The organism is Fodinibacter luteus (assembly GCF_039541575.1).
Classification (GTDB): Bacteria; Actinomycetota; Actinomycetes; order Actinomycetales; family Dermatophilaceae; genus Fodinibacter; species Fodinibacter luteus.
In genome coordinates, this window is the sequence record NZ_BAABGM010000022.1 from 1 (window position 1) to 15,975 (window position 15,975).

Below are 15,975 nucleotides of genomic sequence, written 5' to 3' on the forward strand. Positions count from 1 at the left end.
GATGCCGGCAGCGGAGAACCTCTAATGAGAACTGCCGGTTACACCGTTGATCTGACAGACCCGCTCCGCGGGGAGAGCGATCCTCGCCGCAAGCTGAACAAGCGGACCGAGGCGCGGGTTGTCCCTAGCGCGAGGTGCGTCGGACCCAGGCGCTGCCGAGTCGATCGAGGGCCGGCCCCAGGGTTACGACGTCGCGGTCGTAGATCCGACCCGTCTCCAAGCCCGCTGACAGTCGGTCGAGGGCCTGGACGATCTCCGGCAACGTGTTCGCCGACGCGGGCTGCGAGCCACCGAGCGGTGGCTGGAGTGACGGCGTGGGCCTGGCCGACGAACCGGGGATGAACTTGTCGAGCATCGCCGTGATGTCATCCCAAACCTCGCTGTCGAGCTCTCCCGCCAGCCGCCGGCGCTCAAGCCGAACCAGGAGATCGCGGGTCAGGCGCGACGACCGGGCCACTCGATTGATCGCCGACTCGTCCCGTTCCTCCCTCGTCGAAGTGCGCTCGGGACGAGGCTTGGGCGCCTTGGGTACGTCGATCATTCGGATCTGGACGGCCGCCTCGCGTGCTCCTCGACGGGTCACTGCAGCGATGTTCCGACACCGGCTGGAGCACCAAACGGGACGCCTGCCACGGCCCGCATACGAGAGGGGCGCCCAACACTGTGGGCATCCTCGCTGCTCTTCCCCCGACATGAATCCACGGTACCGAAACAGCCCCCGATTCGCATCACTGAAACATCCGCAGAACCGGAATGCATCGGGTGTGAAGTTGACGGCATTTTGGATTTTCGCGGTGGGGACGTTGCGGAGGTCGGCGAGTTGAGGCAGGGCGGGTGCGTGAGTCGCGGAGTGGGGGCGCAGGTGCCGTTGCTGTGGTGCTGGCGGCGGTGTGTTTGGCGCTTCGTGGTGCTCCGAGTGCTCGGGAAGTCGAACTCGCCCCAGGACGCGGCCGACAGCGGGTCGCGCGTGCGGGTGCCGGCGAGATGGTCGCGCCCGCGACGGGCGGACCGACGGTCCTACTGGCCGGCCGAGTTGGACATCCGGGAAAGCGCCTCGGCGATCTGCCGGTCGCGGTCTTGGGACGCGTGCTGGTAGCGCAGGGCGGCGTTGACGCTGCTGTGCCCAAGTCGCTGCTGGAGATCCGCCAAGGTTGCGCCGGCCATCGCGGCCATCGTCGCGCCGGTGTGTCGGAGGTCGTGGAAACGGAGGTCCGGTCGACCCGCCGACACCCGAGCCGGCTGCCAGTACTTGTACAGCGTCGACGGCTGGAGGTTCGAGACGCCGTTGGCGCCGGGGAAGAGGAGGTCGTTCGCAGCAGACCCGGTGAAGACCTCGAGATGGTGGGTCACCACTGGAACGATGTGCGGCGGGATCGCGACCGTGCGGGTGCCAGCCGCCGACTTCGGGGTGCCGGTGACCGCCTTGCCGCGGACCCAGGAGACTGCGCGTTCGACCCGTACGGTGCCGTGGACGATGTCGACGTCGCGGCGACGCAGCTCGAGCAGCTCCCCGCTGCGCAGGGCGCACCAGGCGCCGAGCAGCACCAGTGCGCGATACTGCTCGGGCATTGCCTCGACGATGGCGGACAGCTCCTCGACCGACGCCGGCCGGACGTCACGAGCTCGCGGCGAGTTCGAGGCTCCGCGGATACGGCACGGATTCGCGTCGATGAGGTCATCCGCGACCGCCGTGTTCAGCACAGCCTTGAGGAGTGCGTAGGAACGCGCCCGGACGGTTGGGGTGTCAGGGTTCATCGACGCCCACCACGTGCGGACTTCAGCAGGCGTGATGTCGGCGATGGGCCGGTTGGTGAACCGCGGCACGAGGTACTTGTTGAGCACGTGCTCGTAGCCCTCACGCGTCTTCGGCTTGATCTCCCGGGTTGCGACCCAGGTTGTCGCGTAGTCGGTGAACGTCACTACGGCGGTCGGAGGCGCCGGCGGCTCGGGGCGCTCGAACTCCCCGTGGACGATCTTCTGCCGCTCGACGCCGAGCCAGCCCTCGGCATCGGCCTTGGTGAGGAAGGTCATCGGCGCGTTGGTCCGACGAAGATCGGGGGCCATGTAGCTCGCTTGCCACCGCCCGGACGGCAGCCTCCGGATCCTGCCGAATCCTCGTCGGCCCTTGCGGCCGCTCATGACACCCGCTCGGGACGGCGTTCGCGTGCCATCTGCGTGCCATATCTCTGACTACAGGTGTTCATCCCTGACCCCCTACGTCCACGTTGTCGGGCACGTGAACAAGGGCATTATCGCAGTTCAGAGGGGTCAGGGACAAGATCAAGAGCGAGAGCTGGCGAAGGGACTCGAACCCTCAACCCCCTGTTTACAAGACAGGTGCGCTACCGGTTGCGCCACGCCAGCGGACCCGGGCCGCCCGGGCCCGGTCAGCCCCGGAGTCTACGTGCCCCGGAGCGGGCGGCGCGGACGCCCGGCATCCTCACGGGTCACCCCCACGACCCGCGGGGCGCTCGCCGCGCACCGAGCCGTCCCAGCGGGAGGCGAGGATCTCGCCGAACACGGTGCCGGTGGCGATCGCCAGCAGGATCGCACCGGCGCTGAGCAGCGTCGTGAGGCCGGACTGGATGGTCAGCGACCCGGGCGAGCTGCCACCGGCCGCGACGAGCTCGTAGAGCCCCCGGAAGATCGTGAGACCTGGCAGCAGCGCGAAGCTCGCCGGCACGACGACGACCATCGCCGGGGCGTCCATCCGCGCGGCGACGACGCGCCCGACCAACCCGAGGGCGACGGCCGCGAGGCCGGTGGCGGCGATGACCCCGATGCCGACCCCCCGCTGCAGCGTCGCCCCGATCGCCGCCGCCCCCACGGACAGCAGGCCCGTCGGGACGATGAGCCGCGCCCGGCTCTGCACCGTGACCGCACCGCTCAGCCCGACGACGAGGGCCCCGGCGAGCGCGGCGACGACGGAGGCCTGGTCGGTGCGCAGCTCGAGCACCGACGGCGAGACGAACGCCGTGTCGACGAGCTCGGTGAGCAGCAGCATGACGCTCAGACCCGCGCCGATGCCGATGATGAGACCCATGAGGGCGACGAGCACTGCGAGCAGGCGCCCGGCACCGGTCAGCGGGAAGCCGAACAGCACGTCCTCGATCGACGACGCCATCGAGCGGCCGGGCAGCATGGCGACGATGCCGCCGGCGACGATGAAGGCGAAGTCGTCCTCGCTCATCGGCGACCCCAGGGCGGTCGACCCCGCGTACGCCGCTCCCGCGAGCACCGTCGCGACGAGGGCGTTGATGGCGTTGGAGTAGAACTCGGGCAGCGCCAGCCCCGCGTAGAGGCGGCCGACCCCGAGGACGGCGAGCACGACGAGCACGGTGGCGACCGCGGCCGTGGGGCTGGCGCCGATCATGACCGCGACGGCGGACGCGAGCACCGCGCTGGCGAGCGAGACCGCCCACACCGGGAACGGACGCCGTCGGCGCTTGATCTCCCGCAGCCGGCGGTCGGCCTCGACGGAGTCGATCTCGCGCGCGGCGAGCGCCTCGACGAGCTCGTGGACCGCGACGAGCCGGGCGTAGTCATGACGGGTGCGACGCACGACCCGCAGCAGGGTGTGCGGCCGCCCGGTCGCGCTCGTCGCCTGGACGATGAGCGACTGGAGCGTGACGTCGACCTCGACGACGTCCACCCCCGCCGATGCGGCGACGGCGGCCACGCTCCCGACGACCTGCGGGGCACCGGCACCGCATCGCAGCATGAGCTCACCGACGCGCGCGGCGAGGTCGAGGGCCCACCGCACCTGGGCGTCCTCGGCGGCTTCGCCGGGGATCCGGGTGTCGCGGTAGGGAGTCCGGCGAAGCAGGTCGGCCATCGGCATCGGCTCGGTGGGCGAGTCGCCGACCATGAACCGGCGTCGCCGGGGCGATCGACCACCGTCGGCGCGTCGGCCCGGGCGCCCCTTCGACGGGGTCGTCACGGCGTTGGGACCGTCGTGTCGACCCACGCCGGGGGCGTCGTCCGCGGCCACCAGGACGGCCCGTCCCCGGTGAGGGTCGACGCGAGGATGCCGGCCGCCCCGACGAGCAGGAGGGCCGCCACGACCTGCCGGGTCGTGTTCCCGGGGGTCAGGCCGCGCACGATGCTCCGGCTGCCCCGGCGCAGGCTCGCGCCCCCCGGGCCCCACCACGCCGTGAGGCCGGCGAAGACCCCGGCGGACAGCAGCGGGAGGACGTCGTCGGCCCGCACGTCGGTGCCCGTGAGGGCGCTGAGCACGAGGGCGGTCGCGAACACCGCGCACACGCCGACGAGGAGCGGCAGCACGGCCGTGACGACGGCCCCGACGAGGCCGACGACGAGGTGCCACGGGCTGCTCGCGACCGCGACCGCGACGTCACTGCCGCGGGCACCCCGCTCGTGGCGACGCATGACGAGGGACGTGACCGACCGGTCCGCGGTGCGGGCGAGGGTCGCCCAGCCGACGAGGACGAGCCCCGCGAGCACGGGTGCGGCAGCGGTGAGGGCGGCGAGGACGGCGAGGAGGGCCAGGAGGGTGCCCGACCGGGTCGGCCGCCCGATTCGGGGGTCGCCGTACGGGCCGTGACCGAGGCGGGCGGCGTCCCAGTCGGACTCCGACTCCGGCAGGGGACCGCCCGGCGGGCGCGGGATGGGCGCACCGTACGACCCCGGCGGCGCGGGTGGTGCCGGTCGTGCCGGTGGCGCGGAACCTGCCGGACCGTACGATGCCGGACCCGCCGGCTGTCGCACGGGGGGTGGCGGTGGCTGCTCGCCGGCCGGGCGGGCCAGCTCCCAGCCGGGCGGGCCGGCCGGGCGCCCGGACGACACCGCCGTCACGGGCGGCGGCGGCAGCACCGAGGCCGGGGGCGCGGCGCCGGGCGACGCCGTCGGAGGGGGAGGCGGAGGTGAGGGGGCTGCGGACCCGAGCGGCACGGCATCCCCGCCGCCTGGCGCGGCGGCACCGGCCCCCCCGCCGCCGGTCAGCACGACGCCGGCGACCGCCCCGGCCTCCGCCCCCGCCTCCGCCGACGGCGCCGGTGGGGCGAGCGGGAGCACCGAGGTCTCGGGCGTCGCGAGCACCCGGGTGTCCGGGTGCACCCGCCGGACCCGGATGGCCTCGGTGACCGGGCCCCCGTGCGCGTAGCTCTCGAGCGCGGCGACGACCTCGTCGTGGTGCGGCCGCTCCGTGGGGTCCGGCGACAGCGCGGCGTACAGGAGGGGCTCGATCCGCGGGTCGACGGCGACGAGGTCGGGCTCGCCCCGGGCCACCCGGGCGAGCACGGCGCTCATCGCACCCCTGCCGAACGGCGGGGTCCCGCTCGCGGCGAAGGCCGTCGTCGCCGCCCAGCCCCACCAGTCGGTGGCCGGGGTGACGTCCTCACCGGCGACGACCTCCGGGGCGAGGTAGCCCGGGGTGCCCATGACGAGGCCGGCCATCGTGAGGCGGATGTCGTCGGCGACGTGGGCGATGCCGAAGTCGATGAGCACGGGCTCGCCGTCGACGAGCAGCACGTTGCCCGGCTTGACGTCGCGGTGGACGACCCCCGCGGAGTGGATCGCGTCGAGGGCCTCGGCGAGCCCGCTCGCGACGCGGTGCAGCTCGGCGGGCGGCAGCAGGCCACGCTCGGTGACGTGCTCGTCGAGGGAGGGGCCGGGAACGTAGCGCGTCACGATGTACGGCGTCGGGCCCTCGACGTCGGCGTCGATGATCGGTGCGACGTACGGGCTGCGGATGCGGCCGAGGGTGTCGACCTCGCGGGCGAGGCGCGCCCGGGCGTCGGGGTCGTGCGCGACGTGGGTGCGCAGCACCTTGAGGGCCACGGCGCGACCGTGCCGGTCGAGGGCGAGGTGGACCACGCCCATCCCCCCCTCGCCGATCCGCTGGACGAGCCGGTACTCCCCGAGTCGCGCGTGCTCACGGTGCGGCTCGGGGCCGTCCGGCAGGGAGCCGTCGGCGATCGCGTCGGCGGACATGCGCACCACGGTATGCCGTGTTGCTGGGTGTGCGCTGGACCCAGACGACCACGTCCTGACCGACTCATTGCACATCACCCACGTTCCGGCGGCTGCCGGGCCGCCGTGGCGGTGGGATGTGTGCAATAGGTCGAGGAGGCCCGGTCAGGACTGGATGTAGGTGCGCAGCTGGTCGCGCTCGGCCTGGAGGTCGTCGATGCGGTTCTTCACGACGTCGCCGATGCTCACGATGGCGTGCAGCCGGCCGTCGACGAGCACGGGCACGTGGCGGAACCGCCGCTCGGTCATCGCCGACTCGAGGTCGTCGAGGCTGTCCTCGGGCGCGCAGGTGTGGACCTCGGAGGTCATGATCTGCGCGACCGGCGCCTCGAGCAGCGCCGCACCGTCGGTGTGCAGGTGCCGGACGATGTCGCGTTCGCTGACGATGCCGTGCACCGTCTCACCGTCGTCGCTCACGACGACCGCACCGATGCGGTGCTCCGACAGCAGGCTCAGCAGCTCGGTGACGGAGGCGTCCGTCCGCACCGTGATGACATTCCCGCCCTTGCGCCTGACGACGTCCGAGATCCTCATGCCCCGACCTTAGGCGCGACCCCGGCGACGCGCCAGAGGTGGCCACGGGTCAGGACCGCGCCGGCTCCGAGGTCGGCCACGGGCGCGGCGGGCGCGGCGGGCGCGGCGGGAACAGCAAGAGCGGCGGGCGCGGCGGAAGCGGCGGGCGCGGGCCTGAGCGGCGGCACGCCGCTCAGGCCCGGTGCGGCACTGCGCCGGTCGATCCGCGTACGACGAGCTCGGGCCGGAAGACGTACTCCGCGCTCGGCGGTGCCTCGCCGCCGATCTCGTCGAGCAGGGCTCGCACCGCGGCATCCCCCATGGCCTCGACCGACTGGCGGATCGTCGTGAGCGGCGGGTCCGTGAAGCCCATCATCGTCGAGTCGTCGTAGCCGACGACGGACACGTCGCGCGGCACCGCGAGGCCCATCGACCGGGCCTGCCGGATCGCGCCGAGGGCCATGAGGTCGGAGCCGCAGATGACCGCGGTCGCCCCGCGGCCGATGAGCCGCCCCGCCGCCGCCGCCCCGCCCTCGAGGCTGAACACGGTGTGCGTCACGAGTCGCTCGAGGTGGGCGGGGTCGGCCCCGAGGTGGTCGCGCATCGCGGCCCGGAAGCCCTGCAGCTTGCGCACGACCGGGGTGTAGCGCTCCGGGCCGAGCGCCAGCCCGATCTCGGTGTGCCCGAGCTGCACGAGGTGGCTCACCGCGAGGTCCATCGACGCGACGTCGTCGTTGGAGACGAACGGGGCGTCGACGCCGGCGAGCCACCCGTTGACGAGGACGATGGGGAGCCCTCGCTCGCGCAGCGCCTGGTAGCGGGCCGGGTCGGACGTGGCGTCGGCGTGCTGGCCGGAGAGGAAGATGATCCCGGAGACCCCGCGGTCGAGGAGCATCTGGACGTAGTCGTCCTCGTGGACCCCGCCTGGCGTCTGGGTGCACAGCACCGGGGTGAAGCCCTCGGCGGCCAGGGCCGTCTCGATGACCTGCGCGAACGCCGGGAAGATCGGGTTGACGAGCTCGGGCATGACGAGCCCCACGAGCAGCGCCGACTTCGGCTTCAGCCGCGTCGGGCGGTCGTAGCCGAGCACGTCGATCGCGGTGAGCACGGCCTGCCGGGTGGCGTCGGAGACCCCCGGCCGGGCGTTGAGCACGCGGCTGACCGTCGCCTCGCTGACGTCGGCCTGGGCGGCGATGTCGGCGAGGCGGGCGGACCTCGACTCGTTCACGGGGCGCACTCTAACCACGGCGCCGGACGCGCCCTCGCGAACGTGGGTGAAGATCGTCGGCGACACGGCGATCTTCACCCACGTTCGCGGGTGTGGCCGGGGGTGGCCGACGCGGTGTGGCCGAGGCGACCGAGTCGGGGGTGGTGCCCGGACGTCTCGGCACGGCATACTGGCGTAACCGCTTACACCGATGTGGCGGGAGCTCCACCACCTTTACAACGGATCGTCCGGCACGTTCCTGCCGGTGAAGGAAGGCAATGACGCCATGGCAACTGTGAAGTTCGATCAGGCCACGCGGATCTACCCGGGCAACGACACGCCCTCGGTCGACCGCCTCGACATCGACGTGGCGGACGGGGAGTTCCTCGTCCTCGTCGGCCCCTCCGGATGCGGCAAGTCCACCTCGCTGCGGATGCTCGCCGGCCTCGAGGAGGTCAACGGCGGGAAGATCTGGATCGGTGACCGAGACGTCACCGACCTGTCGCCCAAGGACCGCGACGTCGCGATGGTCTTCCAGAACTACGCGCTCTATCCGCACATGTCCGTCGCCGACAACATGGGCTTCGCGCTCAAGATCGCCGGCGTCGACAAGGCCGAGATCCGCAAGCGCGTCGAGGAGGCCGCGAGCATCCTCGACCTCACCCAGTACCTCGAGCGCAAGCCGAAGGCGCTCTCGGGTGGCCAGCGCCAGCGCGTCGCCATGGGCCGGGCCATCGTGCGCTCCCCGCAGGTCTTCCTCATGGACGAGCCGCTGTCCAACCTCGACGCGAAGCTGCGTGTCCAGACCCGCACCCAGATCGCGAGCCTCCAGCGTCGCCTCGGCGTCACCACCGTCTACGTCACCCACGACCAGATCGAGGCCATGACGATGGGCGACCGGATCGCCCTGCTCAAGGACGGCATCCTCCAGCAGTGCGCGACCCCGCGGGAGATGTACGACAGGCCCAACAACGTCTTCGTCGCGGGCTTCATCGGCTCGCCGGCCATGAACCTCGTGTCGGTGCCGGTCACCGAGGACGGCGTCCAGTTCGGCAACCACCGCCTGCACCTCGAGCGCCAGCACCTGACCGGCGCCGGCTCGAGCGTCATCGTCGGGGTGCGCCCCGAGGACGTCGAGGTGACGACGAACGAGGACGGTCTCGAGCTCGTCGTCGACGTCGTCGAGGAGCTCGGCGCCGACGCCTACGTCTACGCCACCCCGGCCGACTCGAACATCAGGCTCGAGGGCGCGGGCGACGACGCCCTCGCCAAGCCGTTCATCGCCCGTGTCGACGGTCGTCGGGTCCCCGACAAGGGCGCGAAGATCTTCGTCTACCCCAACCCCGAGCACATGCACGTGTTCAGCAAGGACAGCGGCGCCCGGCTCGGCTGAGCCGGCTCCCACCAGGACCGCCCGCGTCGCCCCGGACGAGCCTCGTCCGGGGCGTCGCGCGTCCACCGCCTCCCCCGCCACGACGTGGTGCTGCACCGCCGGCCGGATGCCGTCCGCCAGCGTTGCGTCGTAGGCTCACCACCGCCCACCGTCTCTCCACGGAGGCTCCGCCATGGCTCTCGAGATCACCGCCGCCCGTCCCGATCCGGCGCTGCTCGACCTGCCCTGGCGGATCCCCCTCGAGGAGTGGCCCGACGAGCTGCTCGCCGCCCTCCCCCGGGGCATCTCGCGCCACGTCGTGCGCTTCGTGCGCCTGTCGGGGCGGGTCCTCGCCGTCAAGGAGATCAAGGCGGACATCGCCCGGCGCGAGTACGACATGCTGCGCAACCTCGTGCGCCTCGACATGCCGTGCGTCGAGCCGTTCGCCGTCGTGAGCGGCCGGGTGGGGGTCGACGGCGAGGAGCTCGACGCCTGCCTCATCACCCGCCACCTGCAGTTCTCGCTCCCCTACCGGGCCCTGTACAGCCAGAGCCTGCGCAAGGGCACCGCCACCCGGCTCATCGACGCCCTGGCCGTCCTGCTCGTGCGCCTCCACCTCGCCGGGTTCTGGTGGGGCGACGTGTCGCTGTCGAACACCCTGTTCAGGCGCGATGCCGGGGCGTTCGCGGCCTACCTCGTCGACGCCGAGACCGGCGAGCTGCGCCAGCGGCTCAGCGACGGCCAGCGCGACCACGACCTCGAGATCGCCCGGGTCAACATCGCCGGCGAGCTCATGGACCTCGAGGCCGGCGGGTTGCTCCAGGAGGACCGCGACCCGGTCGAGGTCAGCCAGCGGATCGTCGAGCGCTACTGCGCCCTGTGGAACGCCCTGACGGGCAGCGAGCTCATCCACGACAACGAACGGTGGCGCGTCGAGGACCGGATCCGCCGGCTCAACGCCCTCGGCTTCGACGTCGACGAGCTCGCGATCACGACCGACATCGACGGCACGTCGATCCAGATCCAGCCCAAGGTCGTCGACGCCGGGCACCACTCGCGCCGGCTGCTGCGCCTCACCGGGCTCGACGTGCGCGAGAACCAGGCCCGGCGCCTGCTCAACGACCTCGACGCGTACACCGCCAGCACCGGGCGCCAAGGTGAGGACGAGGAGCTCGTCGCCAACGACTGGCTCACCAGCGTCTACGAGCCGGTGACCCGGCGGGTCCCGCGCGAGCTCGTCGCCAAGCTCGAGCCCGCCGAGGTGTTCCACGAGGTGCTCGAGCACCGCTGGTACATGGCCGAGCGCGCCCAGCACGACATCCGCATCGAGGACGCCATCGACGACTACGTGCGCTCGGTGCTTCCCGGCAAGCCCGACGAGCAGGCGGTCCTCGGCATCGACACCCGCGAGCTGCCCGTCATCGCCAAGCCCTCGCGACGCGCCTAGGATCGAGGCGACCCACCCGACCCGCTCAGGGGGACCCGATGACCGACCAGCCCGAGGGTCCGAGCGACCCGACGCGCGACGAGCCCACCGCCGCACCCGACGCGCCCGAGGCGCCCGGCACGACCGCGTCCGACCCGGCCCTGTCCGACCCGGCCCCGTCCGACCCGGTGACACCCCCACCCGCGGCTGCCCCGCCACCCGGTCAGGTGCCCCAGCAGCCCGAGGGTGCGCCCGCGGCATCCGGTCAGCCGAACCCCTACGGCCCGCCGCAGCCGTACGGCACCCCACCGGCGTACGAGCAGCAGCAGCCCTACGGCGCACCCGGGTACGGCCAGCCACAGCCCTACGGCACGCCCCCCGCCCCGGGCAGCCAGGACCCCTACGGCCAGCCGGCATCCGGCCAACAGCCCTACGGCCAGCCGGCATCCGGCCAACAGCCCTACGGCCAGCAGGCCTACGGCCAGCCGGGATCCGGCCAACAGCCCTACGGCCAGCCGGCGTACGGCCAACAGCCCTACGGCCAGCCGGCGTACGGCCAGGGCCTCCCACCAGCACCACCGAACCCGTACGGCGGCTACGGCGCGGCACCGGCCTACGCCGGCGGCCCCGCCGTGCCGGGGTCGATCGGGTACGTCGAGGCGAGCTTCGGCCCGGTCGCCGACTTCGGCAAGCGCGTGCTCGCCTACCTCGTCGACTCCGCGCTCATCCTGCTCGGTCTCGTCCCGATGGTCATCGGCGGGATCATGCTCGCGTTCGCCAGCCCGAGCGAGCTGAGCTACGACCAGTACGGCAACCTGACCCGCTCCGGGGGTGACACCGGGCTCGCCGTCACCGGAGGGCTGCTCATCGGGCTCGGCTTCCTCGTCATGTTCGTGCTGTGGCTGTGGAACCGGGTGTTCCGGATGGGTCGCACCGGCCAGAGCGTCGGCAAGAAGGTCGTCGGGCTCAAGCTCGTCGACGACCGCACGGGACGGCCCATCGGGGCCGGGATGTCGTTCCTGCGCGAGGTCGTCCACGGCATCGTCAACCAGGTCTTCTACCTGTCCTACCTGTGGATGCTGTGGGACACCGACAAGCAGACCCTCGGCGACAAGGCGGTGCACTCGACGGTCATCGTCCTGCCGAAGACCTGACCCGGCCGCCCCACGCCCCACGTCCCCCTCGACTCCTTGCACATCACCCACGCTCGCGCGCCCTCTCCGCCCGCCCGGACGTGGGTGATCTGCAAGGAGTGCAGGACCTGGGCGACCGGGTCGGGTCAGGCGGGTGAGAGCCAGGCCCAGCCGGGGACGTTGCGCGCCACCGTGAACACGACGAACGCGACCGCGAGCGCCCACGGCATCCAGGTGGGCGGGTCCCACCGCAGCGTTCGGCCCTGCCAGCGGGCGAGGACCCAGCGCACGAAGAGGACGGCGCACCCGAGGTAGAGGGGCAGCGCCAGGGGGTTGAAGGCGACCGACGCCGCGACGTCGAGCGTCACGAGCTCGTGGCTGGCCCGGAGCAGGCCGCAGCCGGGGCAGTAGATGCCGGAGATGGCGTACGTCGGGCACAGGGGGTAGTGGCCGGGTTCGCTCGGGTCGACGAGCGCGACGTAGGCCGTGCCGGCGGCGACCGCGACCCCCACCGCCCCCGGGAGCACGAGGGCGCGCACCCGGTCCGAGACCGGACCGGGTCGCGCCGACGTGCTGGCGAGCGTCATGTCACATGCTGCTCGTGTCGCCCGAGAGGACGGCGAGGCCACCGAAGAACAGGACCCACAGGATCGACAGGACGAGGAAGACCATGCCGATGATGCCGAGGATGCGCCCGATCTGGACGATCTGGCGGTTGCCGTAACGGCCCGGCTGGGCGTCGATCTCCTTGAGGGCGTTGTTGCCCATGATGAACGCGACGATGCCCAGCGGCGAGCAGCACACGAGCGACAGGATGCCGAGGACGAGGACCGTCATCCCCTTCGGGTGGTCCACCGGACCGCCCATGCCTCCGGCCGGCGGCGGCGGGGCGTACCCGCCCCCGTAGCCGCCGTCGCCCGACCCGGGCGGCGGCGGAGGCGGTGGGGTCGAACCGTAGTCAGACATGATTCCCTCTCTGCGTCGGTGTGGGGGATCCGTGCCCCCGGCGCCGGGGTGCTCCGGCGGCGCCGATCCTCGCACAGTCCGGGCCGCGGCACCGAGCGTCCACGCCCAAGGGGGGTCGTCCGGTTGCCCGGCGGGCTCAGCCCCGGCGGCGGCGCCGGGCGATCTCGTAGAGGGTGACGCCGGTCGCGATGCCCGCGTTGAGCGACTCGACCGCCGAGGACATCGGCACCGAGACGACCTGGTCGCACGTCTCGCGCACGAGCCGCGACAGGCCCTTGCCCTCGGACCCGACGACGACGACGAGCGGCTCCGAGGCGAGGTCGAGGTCGGGCAGCTCGACGTCGCCGTCCATGTCGAGGCCGATGACGAAGAACCCCGCCTTGCGGTACTCCTCGAGGGCACGGGTGAGGTTGGTCGCCTGGGCGACCGGGATGCGTGCGGCCGCGCCGGCCGAGGTCTTCCACGCGGATGCCGTCATGCCCGCCGACCGTCGGCTCGGCACGACGACGCCGTGCCCCCCGAAGGCGGCGACGGAGCGGACGATGGCGCCGAGGTTGCGCGGGTCGGTGATGCCGTCGAGCGCGACGACGAGGGGGATGCCGGGCGCCTCGGGGTCGATGAGGTCACTCGGGTGGGCGTACTCGTAGGGCGGCACCTGGAGGGCCAGTCCCTGGTGCACCGCGCCGTCGGTGAGCCGGTCCAGCTCACCGCGGGGGGTCTCGAGGACCGGGACGGCCCGCTCCGTCGCGATCTTGAGCGCCTCGCGCACCCGGTCGTCGGAGTCGATGCGACCGGCCACGTACATCGTCGTGACCGGGACGTCGGCCCGCAGGGCCTCGAGCACGGCGTTGCGGCCGGCGACCATCTCGCTGCTCGCCTTGTTCCTGCGGGTGCTCGTGCGCCCCGACTGACCGCCGCCCCCACGCCGGGCCGCGGCCTTGACCGCCTTGTGGGCCTTGTGGTTCGGCCGGTCGGCCGCCTTGGGCGTCGGACCCTTGCCCTCGAGGCCACGGCGTCGCTGTCCGCCGGACCCCACCTGGGGGCCCTTCTTCTTCGTCGTGCGCACCGCGCCGCGTCGCTGGGAGTTACCGGCCATGGCTCACTCGCTCCGTCCCCGCGCGAGGGACCATCGGGCCCCCGCGGCGGTGTCCTCGAGCGCGATGCCGGCGGCGGCGAGCTCGTCGCGGATGGCGTCCGCGGTGTCGTAGTCACGGGCGGACCGGGCCTGGGCCCGGGCCGAGATGCGTTCCCTGACGAGGGCGTCGAGGCTCGCGAGCGCGTCGGCGGCCGACGAGTCGCCGGCCGACCACGCGGGGTCGAGGGGGTTGACGCCGAGGACGTCGGTCATGGCGACGACGACGCGGGCCACCGCCGCGGCGTCCTCGTGGTCGCCGTCGTCGAGGGCCGTGTTCCCGGTGCGCACCGCCTCGTGCACGACGGCGAGGGCGCCGGAGACCCCGAGGTCGTCGTCCATGGCCTCGCGGAACTCGTCGGGCAGGATCTCGTCGCCGGTCGGCACCGCGGTGACGACGCCGGGCAGCGCCCGACGCAGGAAGCCCTCGATGCGCTCGACGGCGGTGCCGGCCTCCTCGATCGAGCCCACATGGAACTCGATCGTCGAGCGGTAGTGGGCCGCGGTGAGGTAGTAGCGCACCGCGAGCGGGCGGTGCTCCTTGACGACCTCGCTGACCCGCAGCGAGTTGCCGAGGGACTTGCTCATCTTCTCGCCGCCCATGGTCACCCACGCGTTGTGCAGCCAGTAGTTGGCGAACCCCAGCCCGGCGGCGCGGGACTGCGCCATCTCGTTCTCGTGGTGCGGGAAGCGCAGGTCGACCCCGCCCCCGTGGATGTCGAAGGTGTCGCCGAGGTACTTGCGGGCCATCGCCGAGCACTCGAGGTGCCACCCCGGGCGGCCGACCCCGAACGGCGTGGGCCACGCGGCGGTCGCGGGCTCGTCGGGCTTGTGGCCCTTCCAGAGGGCGAAGTCGCGGGGGTCGCGCTTGCCACGGGGGTCGGCGTCCTCGGCGTCGACCATGTCGTCGACCCGCTGCCGGGTCAGGGCGCCGTACTCCGGCCAGCTGCGGACGTCGAAGTAGACGTCGCCGCTGCCGTCCGCGGCCGGGTACGCGTGACCCTTGGCGACGAGCGCCTCCATGAGGTCGACCATCTCCGGGACGTGGCCCGTCGCGCGCGGTTCGTAGGTCGGCGCCAGCACCCCGAGGGCGTCGAGCGCAGCGGCGGTCTCGACCTCGTGGCGGTACGACACGGCGTACCAGGCCTCGCCGGACTCGGCGGACCTGGCGAGGATCTTGTCGTCGATGTCGGTGACGTTGCGGATGAGCGTGACGTCGAAACCGTGCCCGCGGGTCATCCAGCGCCGGAGCACGTCGAACGCGACGGCGAACCGGACGTGGCCCAGGTGCGGAGGGGCCTGGGTCGTGAGCCCACAGATGTAGATCCCCGCCTTGCCGGGCACGACGGGGACGAAGTCACGCAGCTCGCGCGTGAGGGAGTCGAACAACCTGAGAGTCACCGGGCAAGGCTACCGGCGGGAGGGGCCAACCCCCGATTCCGCACCCGCACCCGCACCCCACCCCGGCCTCGGGTTCATCGGTCACCCGAGAAACCCCCACCGTGCCGGACCAGGCTGGTCCGGGAACGAAGGGGTTCGTCGGGTCCGGTGCGCGGGCGCCGTTGGAGCGGAGCGACGGTCAGTGGCCCCGGGCGACCCATTCCTGCAGGTGTGGGGCCTCGGCGCCGATCGTCGTCGGGTCGCCGTGGCCGGTGAGCACGACGGTCTCCGGGGGCAGGCCGAGCAGCCGGGTGCGGATCGAGTCGATGATCGTCGGGAAGTCGCTGTACGAGCGCCCGGTCGCCCCGGGGCCGCCCTTGAAGAGGGTGTCGCCCGAGAGCAGCACCCCGAGGGCCGGTGCGTGGAGGCAGCAGGCCCCCGGCGCATGACCCGGGGTGTGGATGACGGTGAGCTCGACGTCCCCGACGGTGAACGGCATCCCGTCCGCGAGCTCGCCCCCGGGCGGCTCGGCCTGGCTCTGGTCCCACAGCACCCGGTCGGCCGGGTGGAGGGATGCCGTGGCACCGGTCGCGGCGACGAGGTCGCCGACGGCGTTGACGTGGTCGTTGTGGCCGTGGGTGCAGACGATGGCGACGACGCGGCGGTCACCGACGGCGGCGAGGATGGCCTCGGCGTCGTGCGCGGCGTCGACGACGAGCACCTCGTGGTCGTCGCCGACGAGCCACACGTTGTTGTCGACCTCCCAGGAGCCGCCGTCGAGCTCGAAGACGCCCGAGGTGACGACCCGTTCGACCCGCACGGCGCCCGGTGAGGCGGGAACCGGCATCCCGAGGT

General features: G+C 72.7%; 14 protein-coding genes and 1 tRNA gene. 3 read left to right on the forward strand and 12 right to left on the reverse strand.

From position 1 onward, the window contains the following. Positions 1-124: 124 nt before the first annotated feature. The 7 genes from ABD899_RS15605 to ABD899_RS15635 form a co-directional block, all read right to left on the reverse strand. Positions 125-541 (reverse strand): hypothetical protein, encoded by a 417-nt coding sequence (locus ABD899_RS15605; RefSeq protein WP_345207665.1) that lies wholly within the window; start codon positions 539-541, stop codon positions 125-127. Positions 542-1,017: 476 nt separating this feature from the next. Further along, on the reverse strand, positions 1,018-2,139 hold the full coding sequence (locus ABD899_RS15610) for a tyrosine-type recombinase/integrase (RefSeq protein ID WP_487249869.1): 1,122 nt from the start codon (positions 2,137-2,139) through the stop codon (positions 1,018-1,020). A gap of 152 nt (positions 2,140-2,291) precedes the next feature. Further along, a tRNA-Thr gene (locus ABD899_RS15615) sits at positions 2,292-2,364 on the reverse strand. 76 nt (positions 2,365-2,440) lie between these two features. Then, the gene (locus tag ABD899_RS15620) at positions 2,441-3,940 is read right to left on the reverse strand and encodes a threonine/serine exporter family protein (RefSeq protein ID WP_345207669.1); all 1,500 of its coding nucleotides are present in this window, start codon (positions 3,938-3,940) and stop codon (positions 2,441-2,443) included. After that, on the reverse strand, positions 3,937-5,952 hold the full coding sequence (locus ABD899_RS15625) for a serine/threonine-protein kinase (RefSeq protein WP_345207671.1): 2,016 nt from the start codon (positions 5,950-5,952) through the stop codon (positions 3,937-3,939). The genes ABD899_RS15620 and ABD899_RS15625 overlap by 4 nt, the downstream gene beginning before the upstream one ends. A gap of 144 nt (positions 5,953-6,096) precedes the next feature. Beyond that, a complete protein-coding gene (locus ABD899_RS15630) occupies positions 6,097-6,525 on the reverse strand; it encodes a CBS domain-containing protein (RefSeq protein WP_345207673.1) in 429 nt (142 codons plus the stop codon). A 172-nt stretch (positions 6,526-6,697) separates the two neighbouring features. Next, complete coding sequence (locus ABD899_RS15635) at positions 6,698-7,741, reverse strand: LacI family DNA-binding transcriptional regulator (RefSeq protein WP_425474983.1); 1,044 nt, start codon at positions 7,739-7,741, stop codon at positions 6,698-6,700. Positions 7,742-7,997: 256 nt separating this feature from the next. Here ABD899_RS15635 and ABD899_RS15640 point away from each other — a divergent pair, with 256 nt between their 5' ends. The 3 genes from ABD899_RS15640 (at position 7,998) to ABD899_RS15650 (ending at position 11,663) form a co-directional block, all read left to right on the forward strand. Then, positions 7,998-9,104 carry an ABC transporter ATP-binding protein gene (locus tag ABD899_RS15640; protein WP_345207677.1) on the forward strand — a complete coding sequence of 369 codons (1,107 nt, stop codon included), beginning with the start codon at positions 7,998-8,000 and terminating at the stop codon, positions 9,102-9,104. A gap of 172 nt (positions 9,105-9,276) precedes the next feature. Next, positions 9,277-10,530, forward strand: coding sequence for a DUF4032 domain-containing protein (locus ABD899_RS15645; RefSeq protein ID WP_345207679.1), 1,254 nt, complete (start codon positions 9,277-9,279; stop codon positions 10,528-10,530). Positions 10,531-10,568: 38 nt separating this feature from the next. Beyond that, complete coding sequence (locus tag ABD899_RS15650) at positions 10,569-11,663, forward strand: RDD family protein (protein ID WP_345207681.1); 1,095 nt, start codon at positions 10,569-10,571, stop codon at positions 11,661-11,663. A 125-nt stretch (positions 11,664-11,788) separates the two neighbouring features. Here the strand turns inward: ABD899_RS15650 and ABD899_RS15655 are convergent, their stop codons facing one another. The 5 genes from ABD899_RS15655 to ABD899_RS15675 form a co-directional block, all read right to left on the reverse strand. Then, positions 11,789-12,229 carry a DUF2752 domain-containing protein gene (locus ABD899_RS15655; protein WP_345207683.1) on the reverse strand — a complete coding sequence of 147 codons (441 nt, stop codon included), beginning with the start codon at positions 12,227-12,229 and terminating at the stop codon, positions 11,789-11,791. Between the two features lies 1 nt (position 12,230). Next, the gene (locus ABD899_RS15660) at positions 12,231-12,608 is read right to left on the reverse strand and encodes a DUF4190 domain-containing protein (protein WP_345207685.1); all 378 of its coding nucleotides are present in this window, start codon (positions 12,606-12,608) and stop codon (positions 12,231-12,233) included. Between the two features lie 136 nt (positions 12,609-12,744). Then, the gene (gene rlmB, locus ABD899_RS15665; RefSeq protein ID WP_345207687.1) at positions 12,745-13,704 is read right to left on the reverse strand and encodes a 23S rRNA (guanosine(2251)-2'-O)-methyltransferase RlmB; all 960 of its coding nucleotides are present in this window, start codon (positions 13,702-13,704) and stop codon (positions 12,745-12,747) included. Positions 13,705-13,707: 3 nt separating this feature from the next. Further along, positions 13,708-15,141, reverse strand: coding sequence for a cysteine--tRNA ligase (gene cysS / locus ABD899_RS15670; protein WP_345207689.1), 1,434 nt, complete (start codon positions 15,139-15,141; stop codon positions 13,708-13,710). Positions 15,142-15,319: 178 nt separating this feature from the next. Further along, positions 15,320-15,967, reverse strand: a complete 648-nt coding sequence (locus ABD899_RS15675) for an MBL fold metallo-hydrolase (RefSeq protein WP_345207860.1) — start codon at positions 15,965-15,967, stop codon at positions 15,320-15,322. Positions 15,968-15,975 lie beyond the last annotated feature (8 nt).